This window comes from Roseateles sp. P5_E8 (genome assembly GCF_054177665.1).
The window spans coordinates 97,263-119,184 of the sequence record NZ_JBGCUM010000005.1 but is presented as its reverse complement, the minus strand read 5'-3'; the positions used below and the strand labels follow the sequence as shown (position 1 = coordinate 119,184).

At 70.0% G+C, this 21,922-nt stretch carries 17 protein-coding genes; 13 read left to right on the top strand and 4 right to left on the bottom strand.

Going from position 1 to position 21,922, the window contains the following annotated elements; genetic code table 11:
- Nucleotides 1–36: 36 nt before the first annotated feature.
- On the top strand, nucleotides 37–645 hold the full coding sequence (locus ACXRVZ_RS04610) for a hypothetical protein (RefSeq protein WP_457418220.1): 609 nt from the start codon (nucleotides 37–39) through the stop codon (nucleotides 643–645).
- On the opposite strand, the gene ACXRVZ_RS04605 is transcribed toward ACXRVZ_RS04610, so the two are convergent.
- Nucleotides 593–1,951 carry an SH3 domain-containing protein gene (locus tag ACXRVZ_RS04605; protein WP_458232208.1) on the bottom strand — a complete coding sequence of 453 codons (1,359 nt, stop codon included), beginning with the start codon at nucleotides 1,949–1,951 and terminating at the stop codon, nucleotides 593–595. The two genes, ACXRVZ_RS04610 and ACXRVZ_RS04605, sit on opposite strands and share 53 nt — an antisense overlap.
- Nucleotides 1,876–2,742 (bottom strand): 23S rRNA (adenine(2030)-N(6))-methyltransferase RlmJ, encoded by an 867-nt coding sequence (locus tag ACXRVZ_RS04600; RefSeq protein ID WP_457418216.1) that lies wholly within the window; start codon nucleotides 2,740–2,742, stop codon nucleotides 1,876–1,878. The genes ACXRVZ_RS04605 and ACXRVZ_RS04600 overlap by 76 nt, the downstream gene beginning before the upstream one ends.
- Nucleotides 2,743–2,855: 113 nt before the next feature.
- On the opposite strand from ACXRVZ_RS04600, the gene ACXRVZ_RS04595 reads away from it, so the two are divergent.
- The gene (locus ACXRVZ_RS04595) at nucleotides 2,856–3,938 is read left to right on the top strand and encodes an alkene reductase (RefSeq protein WP_457418214.1); all 1,083 of its coding nucleotides are present in this window, start codon (nucleotides 2,856–2,858) and stop codon (nucleotides 3,936–3,938) included.
- On the opposite strand, the gene ACXRVZ_RS04590 is transcribed toward ACXRVZ_RS04595, so the two are convergent.
- Nucleotides 3,935–5,086, bottom strand: a complete 1,152-nt coding sequence (locus ACXRVZ_RS04590; protein WP_457418212.1) for a hypothetical protein — start codon at nucleotides 5,084–5,086, stop codon at nucleotides 3,935–3,937. The genes ACXRVZ_RS04595 and ACXRVZ_RS04590 overlap by 4 nt on opposite strands.
- A 35-nt stretch (nucleotides 5,087–5,121) precedes the next feature.
- Between ACXRVZ_RS04590 and ACXRVZ_RS04585 the strand changes: the two genes are divergently transcribed.
- Entirely contained in the window at nucleotides 5,122–6,528 is a 1,407-nt protein-coding gene (locus tag ACXRVZ_RS04585; protein ID WP_457418210.1) for a pyridoxal phosphate-dependent decarboxylase family protein, read from the top strand.
- On the opposite strand, the gene ACXRVZ_RS04580 is transcribed toward ACXRVZ_RS04585, so the two are convergent.
- Nucleotides 6,503–7,066: an MOSC domain-containing protein gene (locus ACXRVZ_RS04580; protein WP_457418208.1), complete on the bottom strand. Its 564-nt coding sequence runs from the start codon at nucleotides 7,064–7,066 to the stop codon at nucleotides 6,503–6,505. The genes ACXRVZ_RS04585 and ACXRVZ_RS04580 overlap by 26 nt on opposite strands.
- Nucleotides 7,067–7,171: 105 nt before the next feature.
- Here ACXRVZ_RS04580 and ACXRVZ_RS04575 point away from each other — a divergent pair, with 105 nt between their 5' ends.
- From ACXRVZ_RS04575 to ACXRVZ_RS04530, 10 genes are all read left to right on the top strand, one after another.
- The gene (locus ACXRVZ_RS04575) at nucleotides 7,172–8,422 is read left to right on the top strand and encodes a cation:proton antiporter (RefSeq protein WP_457418206.1); all 1,251 of its coding nucleotides are present in this window, start codon (nucleotides 7,172–7,174) and stop codon (nucleotides 8,420–8,422) included.
- A complete protein-coding gene (locus tag ACXRVZ_RS04570) occupies nucleotides 8,419–9,534 on the top strand; it encodes a YbdK family carboxylate-amine ligase (RefSeq protein WP_457418204.1) in 1,116 nt (371 codons plus the stop codon). Before ACXRVZ_RS04575 ends, ACXRVZ_RS04570 begins: the two co-directional genes overlap by 4 nt.
- Before the next feature lie 56 nt (nucleotides 9,535–9,590).
- Complete coding sequence (locus ACXRVZ_RS04565) at nucleotides 9,591–10,610, top strand: ABC transporter substrate-binding protein (protein ID WP_458232207.1); 1,020 nt, start codon at nucleotides 9,591–9,593, stop codon at nucleotides 10,608–10,610.
- Nucleotides 10,607–11,596, top strand: coding sequence for an ABC transporter substrate-binding protein (locus ACXRVZ_RS04560; protein WP_457418200.1), 990 nt, complete (start codon nucleotides 10,607–10,609; stop codon nucleotides 11,594–11,596). The genes ACXRVZ_RS04565 and ACXRVZ_RS04560 overlap by 4 nt, the downstream gene beginning before the upstream one ends.
- 3 nt (nucleotides 11,597–11,599) lie before the next feature.
- Nucleotides 11,600–13,777 (top strand): PAS domain S-box protein, encoded by a 2,178-nt coding sequence (locus tag ACXRVZ_RS04555; RefSeq protein ID WP_457418198.1) that lies wholly within the window; start codon nucleotides 11,600–11,602, stop codon nucleotides 13,775–13,777.
- On the top strand, nucleotides 13,774–17,229 hold the full coding sequence (locus ACXRVZ_RS04550; protein WP_457418196.1) for a CHASE domain-containing protein: 3,456 nt from the start codon (nucleotides 13,774–13,776) through the stop codon (nucleotides 17,227–17,229). The genes ACXRVZ_RS04555 and ACXRVZ_RS04550 overlap by 4 nt, the downstream gene beginning before the upstream one ends.
- Before the next feature lie 23 nt (nucleotides 17,230–17,252).
- Nucleotides 17,253–17,678, top strand: a complete 426-nt coding sequence (locus ACXRVZ_RS04545; protein ID WP_457418194.1) for a response regulator — start codon at nucleotides 17,253–17,255, stop codon at nucleotides 17,676–17,678.
- A 7-nt stretch (nucleotides 17,679–17,685) separates the two neighbouring features.
- Nucleotides 17,686–18,825 carry a sensor histidine kinase gene (locus ACXRVZ_RS04540; RefSeq protein ID WP_457418192.1) on the top strand — a complete coding sequence of 380 codons (1,140 nt, stop codon included), beginning with the start codon at nucleotides 17,686–17,688 and terminating at the stop codon, nucleotides 18,823–18,825.
- Nucleotides 18,822–19,721, top strand: coding sequence for a diguanylate cyclase domain-containing protein (locus tag ACXRVZ_RS04535; RefSeq protein ID WP_457418190.1), 900 nt, complete (start codon nucleotides 18,822–18,824; stop codon nucleotides 19,719–19,721). The genes ACXRVZ_RS04540 and ACXRVZ_RS04535 overlap by 4 nt, the downstream gene beginning before the upstream one ends.
- Before the next feature lie 262 nt (nucleotides 19,722–19,983).
- Complete coding sequence (locus tag ACXRVZ_RS04530; protein WP_457418188.1) at nucleotides 19,984–21,855, top strand: phosphoenolpyruvate carboxykinase (GTP); 1,872 nt, start codon at nucleotides 19,984–19,986, stop codon at nucleotides 21,853–21,855.
- Nucleotides 21,856–21,922: the final 67 nt, after the last annotated feature.

Sequence of the window (21,922 nt, the reverse complement as noted above, 5' to 3'; positions counted from 1 at the left end):
GGAAAGGCGCGGCGCCAACTCGGGAGAATCTCCGGCATGCCCGTCCATCCGCCCCTGTCGCGCCCCGCCACCGTCACCGCCGTTCTTGTCGCCGTTGTCGGCTTCATGGCGATCAGCGCCTGGAGCTACGCGCCGGTCTGGGAGCGCGCCTTCCGCTCGGACGCCTCGCCGGTGGCCTGGCTGTCCAGCGCGCTGCTGCTGACGCTGGCGGCGATGTCGCTGCGTTTATCGGCAGACGGCGGCCTGCCCCGCTGGCTGGGCGGCTGGATGGCCGCCGCCATGTTCACGCTGGCGCTGGACGAGCAATTCATGTGGCATGAGCTGTGGAAGTACCGCTGCGAGGAGTGGACGGCGCTGTGCCGGTTTGAGGTGGTGAGGGAGCTGCCGATGCTGGGCGTGGCCGTGGTGGGCACGTTGACGGCGTGGGCGCTGGACCGCGCGATGCGGTCGCGGCTGAGCCGCGGGCTGCTGTGGGCGGGGTTGGCGATGGGCCTCTGGGCCATCACCGTCGATCAGGTCCCGATGACCTACCCGATTGCCGAGCTGGAAGAAGGCTTCGAGGTGTTGGCCGAGGCGCTGGTGCTGGCGGCGTTCATGTGCAGTCCTGGTCTTGCCACTCACCCGCCGAAAACCACTGGCCGTTGACGTTGAGGAACCAGTAGAGCTGGTAGACGACGGCGACGGTGATTTCGCCGGCATACAGGGGCTTCTCGATGAGCAGCACGTCGGCGATGCCGTCGCCATCGAGATCAATCTCGCGCAGCACGGCTCTCGGATTCAACTCACTTTGGGCCGGCGGCGATGTCTTGCCGTCGGACATCTTGAGGCCGTTCACAGCCTCCGACTGCATGCGCACCTTGGCGCTCTGCCGCAGCGGCTTGTTGCCAGATACGACCAGTGTGACAAGCACCTCACTGCCCTCTTTCAAGGCGGCAAAGCCGCGCTGCGGCGTGATATCCATACCCTCTTCGACAGGCAGGCCATGTGCCATGGCGTCAGCAAACGGCAGGCTCCTACCGAGATATCGACCGCCGCAGTAGTGGCCCTCGCCGCCGACGTTGAAGGGCAAGGCCCTTAACGCCGAGGCTCCAACGAGGCCATTAGCGGCGACCGAGTAGACCGTGAGCGGTGGCTCAAAGCTCAACACCGCCCCGCCTACGTCCCAGAAGCCGGTGATGCCTTCTATCTCGGGGCCGTTGTGGCGGGAGAACCATCCCGTCGGGAGCCCGGTCGGCGACAGGCTCACCCGGCTGCCCGTCACTGCGGCCAGGCCATCGGCATCCTGTTCGGACACCAGGGCAACGCTCTGCGGCGTACGGAACAGCGAGGGCTTGATTGGCGCCGGCCGCAGCCTGAAGCCCGCCAGCACCGCGACTGGGTCACCGGGCGCTCCGCGGGCGATCTCCACCAGCGGGTCTAGCAGCACGCCAGCCTTCATGCGCTTCTTGGCGGCATCAAACTCGGCCGCGGGTGGGAAGCGCACCGTGTCGCCGGATTTCACCGTCTTCTGCAGCGCCTCCAGCTGCAAGGCGGGCGGTGGGGTCAGCGAGTGGCCATAAGCCGCCAGGCGGTTGGGCGACGGTGCCACCCAGAAGGCACGCGCCGCATTCCGGGCGGTGTCGGCCAGCGTCAGTGGCTTCGGCCCCAGCAGCCCGCAGGATACGAAGCCGGTCCGGCCGGCCCCGAACCGCAGCGCGCACCAGTCACCCTGCCGCGCCGTCACGTCGACCGGCGTGTTCGTCGTCAGTTGCTCGATGGCCCGCGCCGTGTTGGCTCCGGCCTCGCGCACATTGACCCAGGAGCCGTGGATGAAATGCGGCCCGGTCTGCGCCTGTGCCGCGCCAATGAGGGCGGCCAGCGCTAGGACCGCCGCTTTCATGCCGCCTTCTGCTCCAGCACGAAGTTCGCCCCGTCGTACTGCCCCAGCTTCTCCACTAGCAACGGCAGGCACTCCGCCAGCTCGTCGTGCAACGTGAACGGCGGGTTGGCGATGAACATGCCGCTGCCCAGCATGCCCAGGCCCTTGCCGTCCGGGCGGTCGGCGGGTTCGGCCACGGTCAGGCGCACGTGCAGCCAGCCCTTCTTGGCGGTCGCGTCGGCGCTGGCCTTCAGGCGCGGGACGAGCTGGCTGGACTCCAGCAGCTGCAGCTGCGGGTACCAGATCATGACGACCGTATCGGCCGCGCGCTCCAGCGCCTCGCGCAGCGCCGTCAGCACCTTGCCGTAATCGCTCTTGATCTCGTAGGACGGGTCCATCAGCAGCGCGGCGCGGCGGGTGGGCGAGGGCAGCTCGGCCTTGATCGCCGAGAAGCCGTCGCGGTCGCTGACCTGGGTGTTGGGCCGGCTCTCCAGGTAGCTGAGGAGGATGCGGTGGTCCGTCGAGTGCAGCTCGTAGGCGCGCAGCCGGTCGGTCTCGCGCAGCAGGAAGTTGGCAATCGCCGGCGAACCCGGGTACTGGCGCAGCTGGCCATCGGGGTTGAAGGCACGCACCAGGCTCATGTAGTCGGCCAGCGGCGCGGGCAGGTCCTTGCGGTCGTAGAGCCGGGCAACGCCCTCGGAATACTCCGCCTTCTTCTGCGCATAGCGGCCCTCGACCGAGTAGCCGCCGGCGCCGGCGTGGGTGTCGATGAGGGTGTAGGGCTTGTCCTTTTCGGCCATGTAGCGCAGCACGCGGGTCAGCACCAGGTGCTTGAGGACGTCGGCGTGGTTGCCGGCATGGAAGGCGTGGCGGTAGGCGAGCATGGGGTGATTGTCGCTAAGAGGTGGCTAACACACACCCATCAACCCCGCTCAACCGGGGAAAGCGGTGGCGCGGCTAGCCTTGAAGCCATCCACTTCTTCCCCATCTCCCCGCCATGACTACCCTTTTCGACCCCGTCCGCTTCGGCGACATCCCCCTGGCCAACCGCGTCGTCATGGCGCCGCTGACGCGCAACCGCGCCACGCAGCAGACGCCGCATGCACTCCACGTCGAGTACTACCGCCAGCGCGCTGGCGCCGGCCTGATCATCACGGAGGCGACCCAGATTCGCCCCGATGGCCAGGGCTATTTCGACACGCCTGGCATCCACTCGCCCGAGCAGGTCGCCGGCTGGAAGCAGGTGACCGACGCCGTGCACGCCGACGGCGGCCGCATCGTCGTGCAGCTCTGGCATGTGGGCCGCATCTCGGTGAACAGCCTTCAGCCGGGCGGACAGCAGCCGGTGTCGTCCACCGACCGCGCCGCCAAGACCAAGACCTATGCCGCCCACGGCGAGCTGGTGCCCACCGACGTGCCGCGCGCGCTGGCCACGCACGAGCTGCCGCAGCTGATTGCCGACTACGTGCAGGCGGCGAAGAACGCGATTGCCGCCGGCTTCGACGGTGTCGAGATCCACAGCGCCAATGGCTATCTGCTGGACCAGTTCCTGCGCGACAGCGCCAACGACCGCAACGACGAGTACGGCGGCTCCATCGAGAACCGCGCGCGCCTGCTGATCGAGGTGATGACGGCCGTCGCCGGCACCATCGGCGCGGGCCGCACGGCGCTGCGCCTCTCCCCGGTCACGCCCAGCAACGACATCGGCCAGGACAGCAATCCGCAGGCCTTGTTCAACTACGTGGCCGAGCAGCTTGCACCGCTGAAGCTGGCCTTCCTGGAAGTCGTGGAAGGCGCCACCGGCGGCCCGCGTGACAACGCGCCTTTCGACTATGCCGAGCTGCGCCGCCGCTTCGCCGGCCCCTACATCGCCAACAACGGCTACGACCGCGCGCTGGCGCTGGACGCAGTGGCCAGCGGGCGCGTGGATGCGGTGGCCATCGGCCGGCCCTTCATCGCCAACCCCGACCTGGTGGAGCGCCTGCGCGACAACCTGCCCTGGGCTGCGCCACAGAAGGAGACGTTCTATGGCGGTGGCGCCGAGGGCTATACGGACTACCCGACGGTCCGCGCTGCCTAACTCTGGAAAGCGCCCGGGTGCCGCGCCGGCCCGCTCAGCGCGGCGCTGCTGTGCGGGTGGCGGTACTCACGCGTCGGGCTGAGCTTCAGCCCCTCCGCCTCGCCCATGTCCTGCGCCTTGCCGCGCAGTGACGATTCCGGCTTGAGGCGGAAGTCTTCGCGCGAGGCGCGCACGAACTCGTCCCAGTCGGCGCTGAAGTTGGCGCGGCGCGTCCAGTAGCCTTCGGCAGCGAGCTTGGGCGCGCCGACGAGCAGGTTGTTGGCCAGCATGACCTCGGTCTCGCGCGGCGTCACGCGCAGCCAGATGCCGCCACTGGGCTTCTGGTCCACCAGCGTGTTGTTGACGAGGTAGAGCGCCTGCTTCGGCCACTTCGCGCCTTCGACGCCGAAGGAGATGACGTGCGGGTTCTCCGTCGTCGAGCTCTGCATGATGAGGTTGCCCATGACGACGGCGACGCCGCCGTTGGGGAACTCCAGCTCGTAGCTGGCGCGGCCGCCGATCTCGTCGCTGAGGCGGTTGTAGAGGATGTAGTTGACGGCGGCGCGGCTCTTCAGCAGGTGGCCCAGCATGCCGTTGTGAAAGTAGCTGCCCGTGACGGCCAGGCGCTTGATGGTGCCAACGTAGAGGTTGTGCGTCTTGCCCTCGCGCAGCGGGATGGGGCCGAAGTCGCAGTCGACGATGTCCAGCTCGATGGCCTCGTTGTTGGCCGTCATCAGGCCGTTCTCGTTGTCGCGAAAGCCGCAGTCCACCAGCGTCAGCGAGCCGGCCTCGACGCGGATGCCGGCGCCGTTGCGGTCGGGCACGTTGCAGCCGATGAAGTCGAAGCCTTCAATGCGCTGGCGCTGGCCCGTCGTGACAAACAAGCCCTTGCCCTGGACATGCGCGCCGGCGGCAACGACGCGCACACGGCCGCCCACCGCGCGCAGGGTCAGGTCGTGCTGGGGCCAGGCGGCCGCGTCGGCGATGTAGTCGCCGGCATCGACTTCGATCAAGCTGCCGTCCTTGGCCTGGCGCGCGGCGGCGGCCAGGGACTTGACGGCGCGCCGCGCGCCCACCCGCAGCACGGGTGCAGCCGATACCAGCGCTGGCGCCAGCCCGCTCAGCAGCAGGGCGCGCCGCCGCAGCGGCCGGAGATCGGGACGGGTCATGCGCAGGCAAGTCTTGAGGATGCGCGGATTGAATCATGCGTCCCACAATCGCCCGCTTCCGCAACGCGAAGGCCCAGGCCATGCATGACTTGCTCGAAGACGCGGCCCGGCGCGCCATCAGCTACCTCGACGGCATGGCCGAGCGCCGTGTCTCGCCCACCGACGCGGCCGTGGCCGCGCTGGCGGCGCTGCGCATCCCACTGCCCGATGGGCCGCAGCCGCCGCAGCAGACGCTGCGCGAGCTGGACGAGCTGGGCTCGCCGGCCACGCTGGGCATGAACGGCGGGCGCTTCTTCGGCTTCGTCATCGGCGCGTCGCTGCCGGTCAGCATCGCCAGCAACTGGCTCACCACCGCCTGGGACCAGAACGCCGCGCTGCACGCGCCCTCGCCGGGCGCCGCCACGTTCGAGAGCGTGGCGCTGGGCTGGGTGCTGGACCTGCTGGGCCTGCCCGCCACGGCCGGCGGCGCCTTCGTGACGGGCGCCACCATGGCCAACTTCTCCGCGCTGGCCGCAGCCCGCCACGCGCTGCTGCGGCGCGAGGGCTGGAACGTCGAGGCCGACGGGCTGTTCGGCGCGCCGCCCATCACCGTCGTCATCGGCGACGAAGCCCACCCGACGCTGCTGAAGTCGCTGGGCATGCTGGGCCTGGGCCGCAAGCGCGTCGTGCGCGTGCCGGTGGACGGCCAGGGCCGCATGCGGGCCGACAGCCTGCCGCCGCTGCGCGGCCCGACCATCGTCTGCACACAGGCCGGCAATGTGAACACCGGCGCCTTCGACCCCTTCGAGCCGCTGGTGGCCGCGGCCCGCGCGCAGGGCGCCTGGGTGCATGTGGACGGCGCCTTCGGCCTGTGGGCCGCCGCCAGCCCGGCACATGCGCCGCTGGTGCGCGGCATGGCAGGCGCCGACTCTTGGGCCACCGACGCCCACAAGACACTGAACGTGCCCTACGACAGCGGCCTGGCGCTGGTGCGCGACGCCGGCGCGCTGCGCGCCGCCATGGCCATCTCGGCGGACTACCTGCCCACCGAGAGCGAGTTCCGCAACCCGTCGGACTACACGCCCGAGCTGTCGCGCCGCGCGCGCGGCGTGGACGTGTGGGCCGCACTGCGCACGCTGGGCCGCAGCGGCGTGGCCGAGCTGGTGGCGGGCTGCTGCGCACACGCACGCCGCTTTGCCAGCGAACTCGCCGCCGACGGCTGCGCGGTACTGAACGACGTGGTGCTGAACCAGGTGCTGGTGAGCTTTGGCGACGCCGACACGACGCGGCGCGTCATCACGGCGCTGCAGCAGGAGGGCAGCTGCTGGGCCGGGCCGACCGTGTGGCAGGGCAGGACGGCGATGCGCATCAGCGTCAGCTCCTGGGCCACGACGGACGACGACGTGACGCGCAGCCTCGCCGCAATCCGGCAGGTGGTCAGCGCTTGCGCATCTTCGCCCTGAACAGCTCCGAGATGCCGACCTCGCGCGGTCCCGGGATCAGCTCGAAGCGCTCTCCCGGCGCGATGCTGCCCTCGCGCTTCACGGCCAGATAGAAGCCGCAGTAGCCGCTCTGCACCATCATCTTCACGGCGTGCTTGAAGCCCATGTGGGCGGCCAGCTTGAAGCAGGGGTAACGCGGCTCGGAGACGACCAGTTCGCAGTCCGGAAAGCGCAGCACGTCGCCGATCCAGGCCTGGCCCTCCAGCATGCCGGTGATGGTCAGGTTCTCGCCGAGGTCGCCCGGCTGCAGCGCGGCCTCGACCTGGGCCTGGCCACGCAGCGTCGCCCAGACGGCGAAGTGCTCAAGCGGGTAGGCGTAGACGGCCTTGGCGAGGCCGCCATGCACGCTGGGGTCGGCCTGCTCGTCGCCCTCCAGGCCCAGCGGGCCGACGCCGATGCGGCCTTCGCGGGAGCGCTTGCGGATGGCCGAGTCCAGCGTCTCGCCATTGGTGGCAACGAAATGTTCGATGCGAGCGGTGTTGACGCTGATGATCTGCATGCGGGCCATTGTCCACAGGGGAAGTGGCGTCTTTTCGGCGTCTTCGCCTACAAGGCGGGTCACTTCACGCGTCTAGTCTCCGCCGGGATATTTTGAAGGAGATGCATGACTGCACTCGACAGTGGCGCCCGGGTGTGGGCGGGTCTGGCCGTCACACCGCCCAGCGAGTTGATGTTCATCGTCGGCGTGTTGCTTGCCGGCGCGCTGGCGGGCGAATTCATTGCCGCCACGACGCGGCTGCCGCGAGTGGTGGGATACACGCTGGCGGGCTGCTTCGCGGGCGCCTTCGGCCATGGCGTGGCAATGCCGCTCAATGGCGCAGCGCAGACGGTCACCGACCTGGCGCTGGGCCTGCTGCTGTTCGAGATCGGCAGCCGCGTRCATCTGCGCTGGCTGCGCCGCAACCCCGGCCTGTTGGCCACCAGCCTGGCCGAGGCCTTGCTGAGCGCCGTCGCCGTGGCCTTCGTGCTGCGCCTGTTCGACGTCGGCTGGCAGACCGCGATTGCCTGCGCCATCCTGGCCATGCCGGCGCCGGCCGCCGTGTCGGGCCGCGTCGCGATGGAACTCGGCGCGGCCGGCCAGGTGACGCAGCGCGCCACGCTGCTGACGGCGCTGAACACGCTCTACGCCGTTGTCGCCCTCACATTGATGCGCACCTGGTGGGCGGCCGACGACGGCGGCAACCTGGCGCAGGCGCTGGCTGGCCTGGCCATCTCACTGCTGACGACACTGGGCGTGGCCGCGCTGCTGGCCGGCGCGGGCTACCTGGCCGCGCGGCGGCTGGACCTGCGCAACGAGAGCGCGGCGCTGCTGCTCTTCGGCATGGTGGCCTTCGCCATCGTCGCGGCGCGTTCCATCGGCGTGTCCACGCTGCTGATGCCGCTGCTGGCCGGCCTTCTGCTGCGCAACACCAGCGACCGGCCCTGGGTGTGGCCGCGCCACTTCGGCACCTCGGGCGGGGCGCTGGTGCTGATGCTGTTCGTCATCGTCGGCTCGGCCTGGTCGCCCAAGGTGCTGGTGGCCGGCGGCTTTGCGGCGCTGGCGTTGATGGCCGCGCGCTTCCTGGCCAAGTCGGTGGCCATCATCGCGCTGGCGCCTGCGGCCAAGGCCAGCTGGCGGCAGGGCCTGGCGCTGTCGATCACGATGATGCCGCTGTCGGGCACGGCCCTGGTCATGCTCAGCGAGCTGATGCGCGCCGAGCCCGAACTCACGGCCGGCGCCGTGCCCATCATCCTGGCCAGCATCGCGGTGCTGGAGCTGGTCGGCCCCATCGCCGTGCAGTTCGCGCTGCGCCTGGCGGGTGAGTTGCCGCCTTCGCCAAGGCGCGCCAGAAAGATCAAGGAGACAGACCAATGAGTTTGGGCGCGTTCTCCAAATCGCAGCCGCTCACGCTCGGCGTGGAGCTGGAGCTGCAGATCGTCAGCAGCGACGACTACGACCTGGCGCCCGTGTCGGGCGACCTGATGCGGCTGATGGAAAAGCACAAGATCCCGGGCGACGTGAAGCCCGAGATCACCAGCAGCATGATCGAGCTGGCCACCGGCGTGTGCACGGGCCACGGCCAGGTGCTGTCGGAGCTGGGCCAGATCCGCGACGCCCTGGTGAGCTGCGCCGAGCAGCTGGATGTCAGCCTGTGCGGCGGCGGCACCCACCCCTTCCAGCACTGGAAGCGCCAGCGCATCTTCGAGACGCCGCGCTTCCACGAGCTGTCGTCGCTGTATGGCTATCTGTCCAAGCAGTTCACCATCTTCGGCCAGCATGTCCACATCGGCTGCCCGAGCGCCGACGAGGCCCTGGTGCTGCTGCACGGCATGAGCCGCTTCATCCCGCACCTGATCGCGCTGGCGGCCTCGTCGCCTTTCGTGCAGGGCGAGGACACGGGCTTCGACTCGGCGCGGCTGAACTCGGTGTTCGCCTTCCCCTTGAGCGGCCGCGCGCCCTTCGTGCAGACCTGGGGCGACTTCGAGACCTACTTCAGCAAGATGACGCGCACCGGCGTCGTCACGGGCATGAAGGACTTCTACTGGGACATCCGCCCCAAGCCCGAGTTCGGCACCATCGAGGTCCGCGTGCTGGACACGCCGCTGACCATTGAGAAGGCGGCGGCCATCGCCGGCTTCATCCAGTGCCTGGCGCGCTGGATCACCGTGGAGAAGCCGTTCAAGCTCAGCGAGGACGACTACCTCCCCTACACCTTCAACCGCTTCCAGGCCTGCCGCTTCGGGCTGGACGGCACCTTTGTCGACCCCGAGACCGGCGAGCACCGCGTGCTGCGCGACGACCTCGCCACCGTGCTGAGCCGCCTGGACACGCATGCCGCCGACCTGCGCGCCGAGGCCGCGCTGCACTACCTGCGCCGCGAGATCAACGGCGTGGGCAACGACGCCACGTGGCTGCGCCGCATCGAGAGCGAGAACCACCTGCTGCCCGAGATGGTCCGCCGCGCGACCAAGCGCTGGCACGGCTGAAGCAGGGTCAATCTTGAGCGGCCGCGCGGCGCGGCGCGGGGGCAGAATGCGCCGTCATGCTGACCCCCTTGTCGTGCGGTGCCCTCTCCGGCCTGAGCCGACTCTGGCGCATGAGCGTCGGCCCCCTTTGTGCGGCCGCGCTGCTGAGCCAGGCGCCCGGCGCCGCTGCGGCGGAGCTGACCTTGGCGGTGTCCCGCACGGCGCTGTCGCTGCCCCTCTTCGTCGCCGAGGCCCAGGGCTATTTCGCGGCCGAGGGTGTGGCGCCGAAGCTGGAGGAATGCATAGGCGGCCAGCGTTGCATGAAGCGCCTGTTCGACGGCGCCGCAGACCTGGCCACGGCGTCGGACCTGCCGGTGATGTTCAACAGCTTTGTGCGCTCGGACTACGCCGTCATCGCCTCCTTCGTCAGCACCACCAACGACGTGAAGCTGATTGCCCGCCGCAGCGCCGGCATCTCGGCCGCCGCCCACCTGGCGCGCAAGAAGGTGGGCACGGTCAAGGGCGCCAGCGCGCACTACTTCCTCGACGCCTTCCTGCTCTTCAATGACGTCGACCCCCGCCTGGTCGAGATGGTGGACATGGCGCCCGAGAAGCTGGCGGCCGCCCTCAAGAACCGCGAGGTGGACGCCATCGCCGCGTGGGAGCCCAACGGCTGGCTGGCCATGCAGGCGCTGGGCAGCGACGCCGTCGTGCTGCCCAGCCCGCGCATCTACACCGAGACCTTCAACCTCGTGGCCAGCCGGCGCGCGCTGGCCGAGAAGGCGGACGAGGTGGGGCGCGTGCTGCGTGCGCTGGCCCGGGCACAGCGCTTCATCGCCACGCGGTCGCGCGACGCCAAGGACATCCTCAAGCAGCGCCTGCAGCTCGACGAGGCCTTCGTCAGCTGGGTCTGGAAGGACCTGGACTACCGCCTGGGGCTGGACCAGTCGCTGATCACGACGCTGGAGGCCGAGGCCCGCTGGGCGCGGCGCGAAGGCCATGTGGCGCCCGGCCAGGCCATTCCCAACTACCTGCGCTTCGTCGAGCCGGCGCCGCTGCGCCGCGCGCTGCCGGGCGAGGCCAACGTCCTGCAATGAGCGCGAGCGCGGCCAGAACCTTCTTCGCCGCGCTGCTGGCCCTGGCGGCGGCGCTGCCCTGCGGCGCCACCGAGCTGCGCCTGGCGGTGTCGCGCGGGCCGGTGTCCCTGCCGCTGTACGTGGCCGAGGCCAAGGGCTATTTCTCGGCCGAGGGCCTGGCCGTGAGGATGCTGGCCTGCAACAGCGGCCGCGAATGCTTCCAGCAGATCGGCGCGGGCGCGGCAGACCTGGCGACCTCGGCGGAACTCATCCCGGCGCTGGACAACCTGCAGGCAGCCGGCCCGGCGTCCGCCGTCGTCATCGCCACCATCAGCACCTCCACCCAGCAGATCAAGCTGGTGGCGCGGCGCAGCGCCGGCATCACCGCGCCGGCCGACCTGCGCGGCAAGCGCGTGGGCACGGTGGCGCACACGTCGGCGCAGTACTTCCTGGACAACTGGCTGCTGTATCACGACGTCAGCGCCGAGCAGGTGACGGTCGTGCCGCTGGCGGTCGGCCAGCTGGTGGACGAACTGGCCGCCCAGCGGCTGGACGCCATCGCCATCTGGGAGCCCATCGCCGGCGAGGCCGCCGCACGGCTGGGGGCCGACCTGGCCCGGCTGGCCACGCCGCGCGTCTACACCCAGCACTTCGTGCTTGCCATCGCCAGGGACAAGCTCGCCGCGCGGGAGGCCGATGTGCAGCGCCTGCTGCGCGGCCTGCTGCGCGCCCAGCAGTTCATCGCCAGCCAGCCCGGCGAGGCGGCGAAGCTGCTCGCCGAGCGCCTGCGCATCGCCCCGGCTGCGGCGCTGGCCGCCATGGGCGAGCACGCCTACCGGCTGGACCTGACCCCAGTGCTGCTCAGCACCATGGACAGCCAGTCGCGCTGGGCCATCCGGGAGCGCATCGTCGAGCCGGGGTCAGGTCTGGCCCCGGTGTCGCGCGCCATCGACGCCGGCCCGCTGCGCAAGGCGGCACCCGGCGCCGTCACCTTGCCCATCCGCTGAGCCATGAAGATCCGCCAGCGTCTCCTCGCCGCGGCCCTGGTGGCCCTGGTCGTGACCGCGATGTCCATCGTCGGGCTGGTGCAGGTGATACGCGCCGATGCCGACGGGCTCAGGCAGCAGACGGCGTCACAGGACATCGCCCGCGACATCGGCAGCCTGCTCACACTCACCAACGAGTTCGCCACTTACAGCGGCGAGCGCGCGGCCACGCAATGGCGGCTGCGCTACGACCAGCTGGCCACCACCGTCGACCTGGCCATGCAGGGCAGCCCCGAGCCGCCCGCGACGCTGCTGGAGCTGCGCCGCAACATCGACGCGCTGCCGCCGCTGTTCGAGAAGCTGGTGGAGCAGGCCGGCGCGGCGCCCAGCGCCCTGTCCGCGCGGCGGCGCGACCTGCTGATCGAGCGGCTGCTGAGCGAGACCCAGGGCGTCATCGAGAGCAGCCACCGCTGGGGCTACGAGGTCGCCGCCGAGCAGGCGGCCAACCAGCGCTGGTTCAGCGCCATGGTGCTGGCCACGCCCGTGCTCTTCCTGCTGCTGCTGGGCGGCGTGGGCGTGATGGTGTGGCGCCGCGTGCTGCAGCCGCTGCGCCGCATCGACGACGCCGTGGCCAGCATCCGTGCCGGCAACCTCGACGCGCGCTGCAATGTGCAGGCGCTGGACGAGCTCGGCGACACGGCGCGCGCAGTCGACTCGATGGCGCGTTCGCTGGGCGCGCAGACGCAGGCGCTGCGGGCCTCCGAGGAGCATCTGCGCCTCGTCACCGACAACGTGCCCGCACTGATCGGCTACATCGACGCCGAAGGCCGCTACGGCATGGTCAACAAGGCCTATGAAACCTGGCACGGCCTGCCGCGCGAGCAGCTGATCAACCAGCCGCTGCGGGCCTTCTACAAGGACGGCGACTTCAGCCCCTTCGATGCCCATCTGCAGCGGGCGTTGGGCGGCGAGACCGTCGAGTTCGATGCCGACGTCATGCGCAACGGCCGCCCGTGGTCCATGCGGCTGAACTACCTGCCCCATGTCGACGAGGCCGGCCGCACGCTGGGCGTCTATGTGCTGGGCAACGACCTCACGGCGCTGCGCAAGAGCGAGCGCCAGTTGCGCACGTTGATGGAGTCGTCGCCGCTGGGCATGTTCCACGCCGATGCGGCCGGTCGCTGTCTCTACGTCAATCCGGCCTGGCTGGAGATTGCCGGCATGACGCTGGAGGCCAGCCTGGGCGAGGGCTGGATGCGCGTCGTCCACCCCGCCCACCGTACGCAGATGCGGGCCGCTTTCGCGGAGGTGCTGGCCAGCGAACGCGTGGTCGTCACCGAACACCGCTACCTGCGCCCGGATGGCGGCGAGGTCTGGGTGCGCGGGCATGCGGTGCCGCTGCGCGAGGGCGGCCAGGTCAGCGGCTTCATCGGCACGGTGGAAGACATCACCAGCCGCCGCCAGGTCGATGCGGAACTTCAGGACCGCCGCGAGGAGCTGCAGCGCTCCAACGCCGAGCTGGAGCAGTTCGCCTACGTCGCCTCGCACGACCTGCAGGAGCCGCTGCGCATGATCGCCAGCTACAGCCAGCTCATCCTGCGCCGCCACCGCGACGCCATGCCCGCCGAGGCGCAGGAGTTCATGGCTTTCATCGAGGACGGCGGCCGCCGTGCCCAGGCGCTGATCGCCGACCTGCTCAGCGTCGCCCGCGTCAACAGCCACGGCAAGCCGCTGGAGCCGGTGTCGGTGGCCAGCGTGCTGAAGGAGGTCATGCGCTCGCTGCGCGTAGCGCTGCTGGAGGGCAACCCGACGCTGACCTGGGACGAGCACCTGCCCACCGTCCGCGCGGACCGCCGCCAGCTCAGCCAGCTGCTTCAGAACCTGCTGGCGAACGCCTTGAAGTTCCGCGGCGAGGCGCCCCTGCGCATCCATGTCGGCGCGGCCCGTGAGAGCGATGGACGCTGGCGCATCTCGGTGCGGGACAACGGCCTGGGCATAGACCCCAAGTTCCACCAGCGCATATTCGGCATGTTCCAGCGCCTGCATCTGCGCGATGAGCACGCCGGCACGGGCATAGGCCTGGCCATCTGCAAGAAGGTGGTGGAACGGCACGGCGGGCGCATCGGCGTCGACTCGGCGCTGGGCCAGGGCTCGACCTTCTGGTTCACGCTGGAAGAAGCGCCGGCCGAGGAGCCGGCATGAGCGAGCGGCCTCAGGGCGAACAGTGGGTGGCGGTGCTCGGCCTGGCGGCGCTCTACTACGCCGCCGCGCGGCTGGGCCTTTTGCTGGCCTTCGAGGGCAGCAACGCCTCGCCCGTGTGGCCGCCGTCCGGCCTGGCGGTGGCGGCGCTGTTCCTGCGCGGCCGGGGCCTGCTGGCGGGCGTGGCGCTGGGGGCCTTCAGCGCCAACGCGGCCGTGTTTGCGGCCAACTCGGCCAGCCTGCCCACCGTGCTCGGCGCGTCGGCGGCCATCATGGTGGGCAACTGCCTGGAGGCCTGGCTGGGCGCCTACCTGCTGCAGCGCTGGGTGGACAAGCCCAACCCCTTCGAGCGGCTGGGCGACGTCGCCAAGTTCATCGCCATCGCGGCGCTGGCCAGCGTTGCCAGCGCGGCCGTCGGCACGGCCACGCTGCTCGTCGGCGGCATCATTCCCGCAGCGGCGGCGGCCACCGTCAGCCTGACCTGGTGGATTGGCGATGCGACCGGCATCCTCGTCGTCGCCCCCTTGCTGATCGCGCTGTCGCGGCGCGAGGGCGGCGACTGGCACTGGCGGCCATTTGCACTCGGACTGTTGCTGGCGGTGGCACTCGTAGCGCTGGGCGCGCTGGTCTTCGCCTTCCCCGCCGGCCAGGCGCTGGCGGACCGCCGCTTCGCCTGGCTCTTCATGCCCTGCATCGCCTGGGCGGCCTACCGGCACGGGCCGCTGGGCGTGGCCGCCGCCTCGCTGCTGACCGCGAGCATGGCGGTGTGGGGCACGACGCGCGGCCTGGGGCCCTTCACGCGCGGCAACCTCAACGACGCGCTGATCGTGCTGCAGACCTTCGTCGGCCTCACCGCCGTGACCGGCCTGGTGCTGGCGGCGGACCGCTGCGAGCGCCGGCAGCTGGGCCGCCAGAGCGCCGTGCGGCGTGACCTGGCCGTGCCATGGACGGTGCTGCTCGCCAGCCTGGGCATCACGGTGCTGGGCTGGCATCTGGTGGCCTCCGACACCGAACGGCGGGCGCAGGAAAGATTCCATTACGTCGCCAGCGAGATCCAGGACCGGATCGTCGAGCGCATCCGCGCCAACGAGCAGATCCTGCGCGGCGCCGCCGGCCTGTTGGCCGCCTCGGACGAGGTGACGAAAGAGGAATGGCACGCCTACGTCGCGAGCCTGGACCTGGCGACCCACTTCCCCGGCATCCAGGCCATGGGCTTTGTGCGCATGCTCAGCCGCCAGGAGCGGGATGCGCACCTGCTGGCCATAGGGACCGACGGCCTGCCCACGCAAGACCGGCACCCACCCGGGGACAGCAGCGGCTATTCGGCCATCATCTACATTGAGCCCTTGGACGAGCGCAACCGCCGCGCCCTTGGCTACGACATGCTGACCGAGCCTATCCGGCGCGCCGCCATGGAGCGGGCCCGGGACAGCGGCCAGCCGGCCGTGTCCGGCAAGGTCATCCTGCTGCAGGAGGACGCCCACGACGTGCAGGCCGGCATCCTGTTCTATCACCCGGTCTTCCGCAACGGCGCCCGGCTGGACACGCTGGCGCAGCGCCGCAGCGAGCTGGTGGGCTTTGCCTACATCCCCTTGCGCATGAGCAATGTGATGCGCCACGCGCTGGGCCAGATGGCCGAGCAGGAAGGCGTGGCCGTGCGCCTGTACAGCGGCCGGGCGGCGCTCGACGCCGATCATCAGCTCTACGACAGCGGTGGCCGCGCGGCCGCGATGCGCACGCCCCTCATCGCCACGCACCGCATCGAACTGCCCGGCGGCGAATGGACGCTGCAGGTCACCAGCCTCGCCGGCTTCGATGCGTCCATCGACCTGCAGAAGGCCCAGATCGTGCTGATCGCGGGCGTGGGCCTGAGCCTGCTGCTGTTCGCGCTGGTGCGGGCGCTGACGCTGACGCGCGAGCGGGCACTGATGTTTGCCGAGGACATGAACATCGCCGTGCGCGACTCCCAGGCCCAGTTCCGCTCGCTGGCGGAGTCGGCCAGCGAGGCCTTCGTCATCGCCGATGGTGACGGCCTCGTGTGCTCCTGGAACCGTGCTGCGCAGGCGATCTTTGGCTATACCGAGGAGGAGATTCGCGGCCAGTCGCTGACGACGCTGATGCCGCCCGGCTATCGCGAGAGCCACCGCGACGGCATGGCGCGCATGAAGGCCGGCGGCCTGCCCGGCGTGGTGGGCCGCACGGTGCAGCTCGAAGGGCTACGGGCGGACGGCAGCGTCTTCCCCCTCGAACTGTCACTCGCGAGCTGGGAGAGCGCAGCCGGGCGCTTCTTCAGCGGCATCATCCGCGACATCACCGACCGCGAGCGCGCCGCCCAGGCCCTGCGCAACAGCGAGCGCCTGGCGCGCGAGGCCGAGGGGCAGCTGCAAGCTGTGCTGCGCGCCTCGCCACTGGGCATCATCTTCACGGACCTGCACGGCCAGCTGCTCTATGGCAACCCGACCTATCTGCACATCACCGGCCTCACGCTGGCGCAGGCCCAGGGCGAAGGCTGGGCCAGCGCCATCCACCCGGACGACCTGCTCCGGGTGAGCGCGCAGTGGCGACGCGCCGTCGGCGACGGCGGCGAGTTCCGGGGCGAGTTCCGCTACCTGCATGGCGACGGCAGCGTCGTCTGGGCGCGCGCCATCTCGGCCGCCATCGTCGAAGACGGCCAGACGACGGGCTTCGTCGCCGTCGTCGAGGACATCAGCTCGCGCAAGGCCGCAGATGCCGAGCTGGCCGCCAAGACCGGCGCGCTGGAGCGCTCCAACGAGGAGCTGGCCCAGTACGCCTATGTCGCCTCGCACGACCTCAAGGAGCCGCTGCGCACGGTGGCCAGCTACAGCCAGCTGCTGCTGCGCCGGCACAGCTCCCAGCTCGACATGGAGGGCCAGGAGTTCGTCGCGCTGATTGCCGACGGCGCCAAGCGCTCCCAGGCCCTGGTGTCGGACCTGCTCAGCCTGGCGCGCGTGGACGGCAGCGGCGGGCCGCCCCAGCGCGTGGCCCTGCACGACGTGCTGGACGAGGTGCGCCGCCAGCTCGCCGTGGCGCTGCAGGACGCGTCCGTCAAGCTCGTCGAGGACAGCTTGCCCTGGGTCATGGGCGACCGCGCCCAGCTCTGCCAGCTGCTGCAGAACCTGATCGGCAACGCCATCAAGTTCCGCCGGCCGGGCGCCGAGGTCGTCGTCCATGTCTCGGCGCGCCCGGAGGCCCAGGGCCTGTGGCGCATCAGCGTGGCGGACAACGGCATCGGCATAGACCCGCGCTTTCACGACCAGATCTTCACCATCTTCAAGCGCCTGCACCGGGCCGATTTCCCGGGCACGGGCATCGGCCTTGCAATCTGCAAGAAAGTGGTTGAACGTCACGGCGGCCGCATCGGTGTCGAGTCCGTTCCCGGCCAGGGCTCGACCTTCTTCTTTACCATCGCCGCTGCCGACCCCGAAGTGGCCTAACTTCACCGTAGCTGACAGTTCACATGAACATCCTGCTCGTCGAAGACAACCCCGCAGACATGCGCCTGGTGCGCGAAGCCATGCTGGAGCGCAACTCCGCCACGGCGCTGCACTGGGTTGCGGACGGCGATGCCGCCCTCGACTACCTGCACCGCCGCGGCGCCCACACGGCCGCGTTGGCGCCCGACCTGGTGCTGCTGGACCTGAACCTGCCCGGCATCAGCGGCAAGGAGGTGCTGTCCGAGATCAAGCAGGACCCGCAGCTCGGCAGCATCCCGGTCGTCGTGCTGACGTCCTCGTCCGCCCGCCAGGACGTGCTGGACGCCTACCGCGCCCACGGCAACGCCTACATGGTCAAGCCGGCCGACTACGACGACTACCTCGACCTGGTGGACCGCATCCAGACCTACTGGCTCAGCGCGGTGCTGCTGCCAACACGGGTGGCATGAGGCTGCCGTGAGCCACGCGCTTTCCTCGGTGCTGCTCATAGAAGACAACGCCGGCGACGCACGCCTGGTTCGCGAGCAGCTGAGCGAGCGCTTCGGCGACAGCTGCCAGTTGCATGAAGCCTCGTCGCTGGCCAGCGGCCTGAGCTGGCTCGACAGCCATCGGCCTGACCTGATCCTGCTGGACCTGTCGCTGCCCGACAGCCAGGGCCTGGAGACCTTTCTGGCGGTCCGCGCGCATGCACCCGACACGCCGGTCGTCATCCTCAGCGGCCACGACGACGACGAACTCGCGCTGGACGCCGTACGCGCCGGCGCCCACGACTACCTCGCCAAGCAGCACGCCGACGGCGTGGCCCTGGTGCGCAGCATGCGGCACGCGGTGGAGCGCCACAAGGTGGAGACCGCCTTGCGCAACGACGAGCTGGAAGACCGCGTGGCCCAACGCACCGCCCAGCTCGAAGCCGCCAACGCCGAGCTGGCCCTGTTCAACCGCTCCATCGCCCACGACCTGCGCACGCCGCTCAATGCCATCGTCGGGTTTGCCACGCTGCTGGAGCAGACCGGCGGCGTCGCCGCCACTGAGAAGGCCCGCCACCAGCTGGAGATGGTGCACAAGAGCGCCCTCGGCATGGGCGACCTCGTCAACGCGATGCTGGCCCTGTCCCAGGTGGAGCGCAGCAAGTTCCGCCGCCAGCCGCTGGACCTGTCGGCCATGGCGCAGGACGTGCTGGCCCAGCTGCAGGCGGCCCAGCCGGATCGGGCGGTGACGCTGGACATCGAGCCCGGCGTGCAGGCCCAGGGCGACCCGGCGCTGGTGCGCGACGTGCTGGTCAACCTGCTGGGCAATGCCTGGAAATACACCGGGCAGACCGCAAAACCGTGGATACGCTTCGCCATCGAACGGCACCCGGGCAGCGAGCCCGTCTACGTGGTGCAGGACAACGGCGTCGGCTTCGACATGAAGGACAGCGACATGCTCTTCCAGCCCTTCCACCGGCTCGCCTCAAGCGCGGGCTTCGAGGGCACGGGCGTGGGCCTGGCCACGGTGCGGCGCATCCTGCAGCGTCACGAGGGCCGCGTCTGGGCGGAAAGCCGGCCCGGCGAACGCACCTGCTTCTTCTTCACGCTGGGGACGGCCTCCTCATGAGCAAAGATCCGTACATCCTGCTGGTCGAGGACAACCCGGGCGACATCCGCCTGGTGCAGGCCATGTTCGACGACGCGCCGCCCGGCACGCTGCCGGAGCTGCTGTGGGAGCAATCGGTGCGCGGCGCGGCGGCGCGGCTGGCTAGCCAGCCGGGCTGCACCGCGCTGCTGCTGGACCTGGCCCTGCCCGACAGCCACGGGCTGGAAACCCTGGCGCTGCTGCGCGACCTGGCGGGCGACGCGCCCATCATCGTGCTGTCGGGCAACGACGACGAGGACGTGGGCCTGTCGGCCGTCGTCAATGGCGCGCAGGACTATCTCGTCAAGGGCTACTTCGACGCGACCCAGCTGCGCCGCGCGCTGCAATACGCGTCGCACCGCAAGCGCGTCGAGCAGGAGCTCGTCAAGCGCGCCATGCATGACCCGCTCACCGGCCTGCCGACGCGGGCCCTGATGCTGGACCGCCTGAGCATGGCGCTGAACAACGCCTCCCGCAGCGGCAGCGGCGGTGCGCTGCTGTACATCGACCTGGACCGCTTCAAGCAGATCAACGACGAGTACGGCCATGCGGCGGGCGACGCCGTGCTGCTGGCCTCGGCCCAGCGCATGCTCGCCGCCATCCGCTCCAGCGACACCGTGTCCCGGGTGGGCGGCGACGAGTTCATCGTGCTGCTGCCCGCCATCGGCGACGAAGGCGCCCAGCCGGTGGCGCAGAAGATCCTCGGCGCCCTGATGCAGCCCGTCCAGACGCACGGGCAGTCCCTGGCGGTCGGCGCGAGCATCGGCGTGGTGGAGTTCAGGCCCGGCGAAGCCACGGCCGAGGACCTGATCGCGCGGGCCGACCAGGCCATGTACACCGCCAAGCGGACCGGCCGGGCGGCGGTGCATCTGGCCTGAGGCCGGCCGGGCGCGATGCGCTCAAGCCCGAGAAGTTACGTCGGTTTTCACGCTGACTTCGCGCAAACCCTAGCCTTGCTTCACCACCGGAGGGAGCGTTAAAGCCACGCCAGCATGCGCCTATGCACGTTTTGCATGAGCCTCTCGGGTCGAAAAGTTACCGCCTGATTACATTGGATTCCACGCTGCCGGCCTCAGGCCCGGTGTGCTTGGGCCAGCTCCGGGGTTGCCCCAAACACATCCCCATGATTGGAGCTTTCCCATGAACCAACCCGCGATGCAGGGCTTGCGCCTGAATCTGCCCGCCTATGTCAAGAACGCCCGGCTGATCGCCTGGGTCGCCGAGATTGCGGCACTGACCGAGGCCGCCGACATCTACTGGTGCGACGGCAGCACGAGCGAATACCAGCGCCTGTGCGACCAACTCGTCGCCGCCGGCACCTTCAAGAAGCTCAACCCCGAGCTGCGCCCCGGCAGCTACCTGGCCACGTCCGACCCCAGCGACGTCGCCCGCGTGGAGGACCGCACCTTCATCTGCAGCGAGCACGAGGCCGACGCCGGCCCGACGAACAACTGGATGGCGCCGGCCGCCATGCGCGACCTGCTGCAGACCGGGCAGAACGCCCTTTTCAAGGGCTGCATGCGCGGTCGCACGCTCTATGTGGTGCCCTTCAGCATGGGCCCGCTGGGCAGCCCGATCGCCCACATCGGCGTGGAGCTGAGCGACAGCCCCTATGTGGCCGTCAACATGCGCACGATGACGCGCATGGGCCGCGCCGTCATCGACCTGCTGGGCACCGATGGCGACTTCGTGCCCTGCGTGCACACGGTGGGCGCGCCGCTGGCGGAAGGCCAGGCCGACGTGAGCTGGCCCTGCAACAAGACCAAGTACATCGTCCACTACCCGGAGACGCGCGAGATCTGGAGCTATGGCTCGGGCTACGGCGGCAACGCGCTGCTGGGCAAGAAGTGCTTCGCGCTGCGCATCGCCTCGACGATGGGGCGTGACCAAGGCTGGCTGGCCGAACACATGCTGGTGCTGGGCGTGGAGAGCCCGTCTGGCCAGAAGCGCCACATCGCCGCCGCCTTCCCCAGCGCCTGCGGCAAGACCAACTTCGCGATGCTGATCCCGCCCGCCGCCTTCGACGGCTGGAAGATCACCACCATCGGCGACGACATCGCCTGGATCAAGCCGGGTGCCGACGGCCGCCTCTACGCCATCAACCCCGAGGCGGGCTATTTCGGCGTCGCTCCCGGCACCAACTCGCACACCAACCCCAACTGCATGGCCAGCCTGCAGCGCGACGTGATCTTCACGAACGTGGCGCTGACGGACGACGGCGACGTCTGGTGGGAAGGGATGACGGACACCCCGCCCGCGCACTGCGTCGACTGGCAGGGCAAGGACTGGACACCCGAGATTGCCAAGGCCACCGGCGCCAAGGCGGCCCACCCCAACGCCCGCTTCACGGTGGCTGCCATCAACAACCCGGCGCTCGACGAGAACTGGGACAACCCCGCCGGGGTTGCCATCGACGCCTTCATCTTCGGCGGCCGCCGCTCCACCACCGTGCCGCTGGTGACCGAGGCGCGCGACTGGACCGAGGGCGTCTACATGGCCGCCACCATGGGCAGCGAGACCACGGCCGCCGCTGCCGGCCAGCAGGGCATCGTGCGCCGCGACCCGTTCGCGATGCTGCCCTTCATGGGCTACAACATGGCCGACTACTTCCAGCATTGGCTGGACCTGGGCATGCGGCTTCAGCTCTCGGGCGCCAGGCTGCCGGCCATCTACTGCGTCAACTGGTTCCGCAAGGGTGCCGACGGCAAGTTCGTCTGGCCCGGCTACGGCGAGAACATGCGCGTGCTGAAGTGGATGCTGGACCGGCTGGAAGGCCAGGGCGGCGGCCAGGAGCACGTGTTCGGCGTGACGCCGGGCTACGGCGACCTGAACTGGGACGGCCTGGACTTCTCGCCGGAGCAGTTCGACACCGTCACCCGCATCGACGCCGCCGAATGGCAGGCCGAGATGAAGCTGCACGACGAGCTGTTCGCCCAGCTGGCGCAGGGCCTGCCGGCCGCGCTGCCGGCGACGAAGGCGCGCATTGAGGCGCGCCTGGCCGGGCTAGGCTGACTTCAGAGCGACGGCTTGCTGCAAGCCGCCCACCCCTGAGCCTTGGGGGGCGGCTGGCCCTCGATAC

Excerpts from the sequence above, each read along its gene's own strand:
- ACXRVZ_RS04570 (WP_457418204.1), top strand. The coding sequence starts at position 8,419 with ATGAGTTTGGGCGCGTTCTCCAAATCGCAGCCGCTCACGCTCGGCGTG.
- ACXRVZ_RS04560 (WP_457418200.1), top strand. The coding sequence starts at position 10,607 with ATGAGCGCGAGCGCGGCCAGAACCTTCTTCGCCGCGCTGCTGGCCCTG.
- ACXRVZ_RS04595 (WP_457418214.1), top strand. The coding sequence starts at position 2,856 with ATGACTACCCTTTTCGACCCCGTCCGCTTCGGCGACATCCCCCTGGCC.
- ACXRVZ_RS04530 (WP_457418188.1), top strand. The coding sequence starts at position 19,984 with ATGAACCAACCCGCGATGCAGGGCTTGCGCCTGAATCTGCCCGCCTAT.
- ACXRVZ_RS04555 (WP_457418198.1), top strand. The coding sequence starts at position 11,600 with ATGAAGATCCGCCAGCGTCTCCTCGCCGCGGCCCTGGTGGCCCTGGTC.
- ACXRVZ_RS04610 (WP_457418220.1), top strand. The coding sequence starts at position 37 with ATGCCCGTCCATCCGCCCCTGTCGCGCCCCGCCACCGTCACCGCCGTT.
- ACXRVZ_RS04535 (WP_457418190.1), top strand. The coding sequence starts at position 18,822 with ATGAGCAAAGATCCGTACATCCTGCTGGTCGAGGACAACCCGGGCGAC.
- ACXRVZ_RS04550 (WP_457418196.1), top strand. The coding sequence starts at position 13,774 with ATGAGCGAGCGGCCTCAGGGCGAACAGTGGGTGGCGGTGCTCGGCCTG.
- ACXRVZ_RS04600 (WP_457418216.1), bottom strand. The coding sequence starts at position 2,742 with ATGCTCGCCTACCGCCACGCCTTCCATGCCGGCAACCACGCCGACGTC.
- ACXRVZ_RS04565 (WP_458232207.1), top strand. The coding sequence starts at position 9,591 with ATGCTGACCCCCTTGTCGTGCGGTGCCCTCTCCGGCCTGAGCCGACTC.
- ACXRVZ_RS04590 (WP_457418212.1), bottom strand. The coding sequence starts at position 5,086 with ATGACCCGTCCCGATCTCCGGCCGCTGCGGCGGCGCGCCCTGCTGCTG.
- ACXRVZ_RS04585 (WP_457418210.1), top strand. The coding sequence starts at position 5,122 with ATGCGTCCCACAATCGCCCGCTTCCGCAACGCGAAGGCCCAGGCCATG.
- ACXRVZ_RS04580 (WP_457418208.1), bottom strand. The coding sequence starts at position 7,066 with ATGCAGATCATCAGCGTCAACACCGCTCGCATCGAACATTTCGTTGCC.
- ACXRVZ_RS04545 (WP_457418194.1), top strand. The coding sequence starts at position 17,253 with ATGAACATCCTGCTCGTCGAAGACAACCCCGCAGACATGCGCCTGGTG.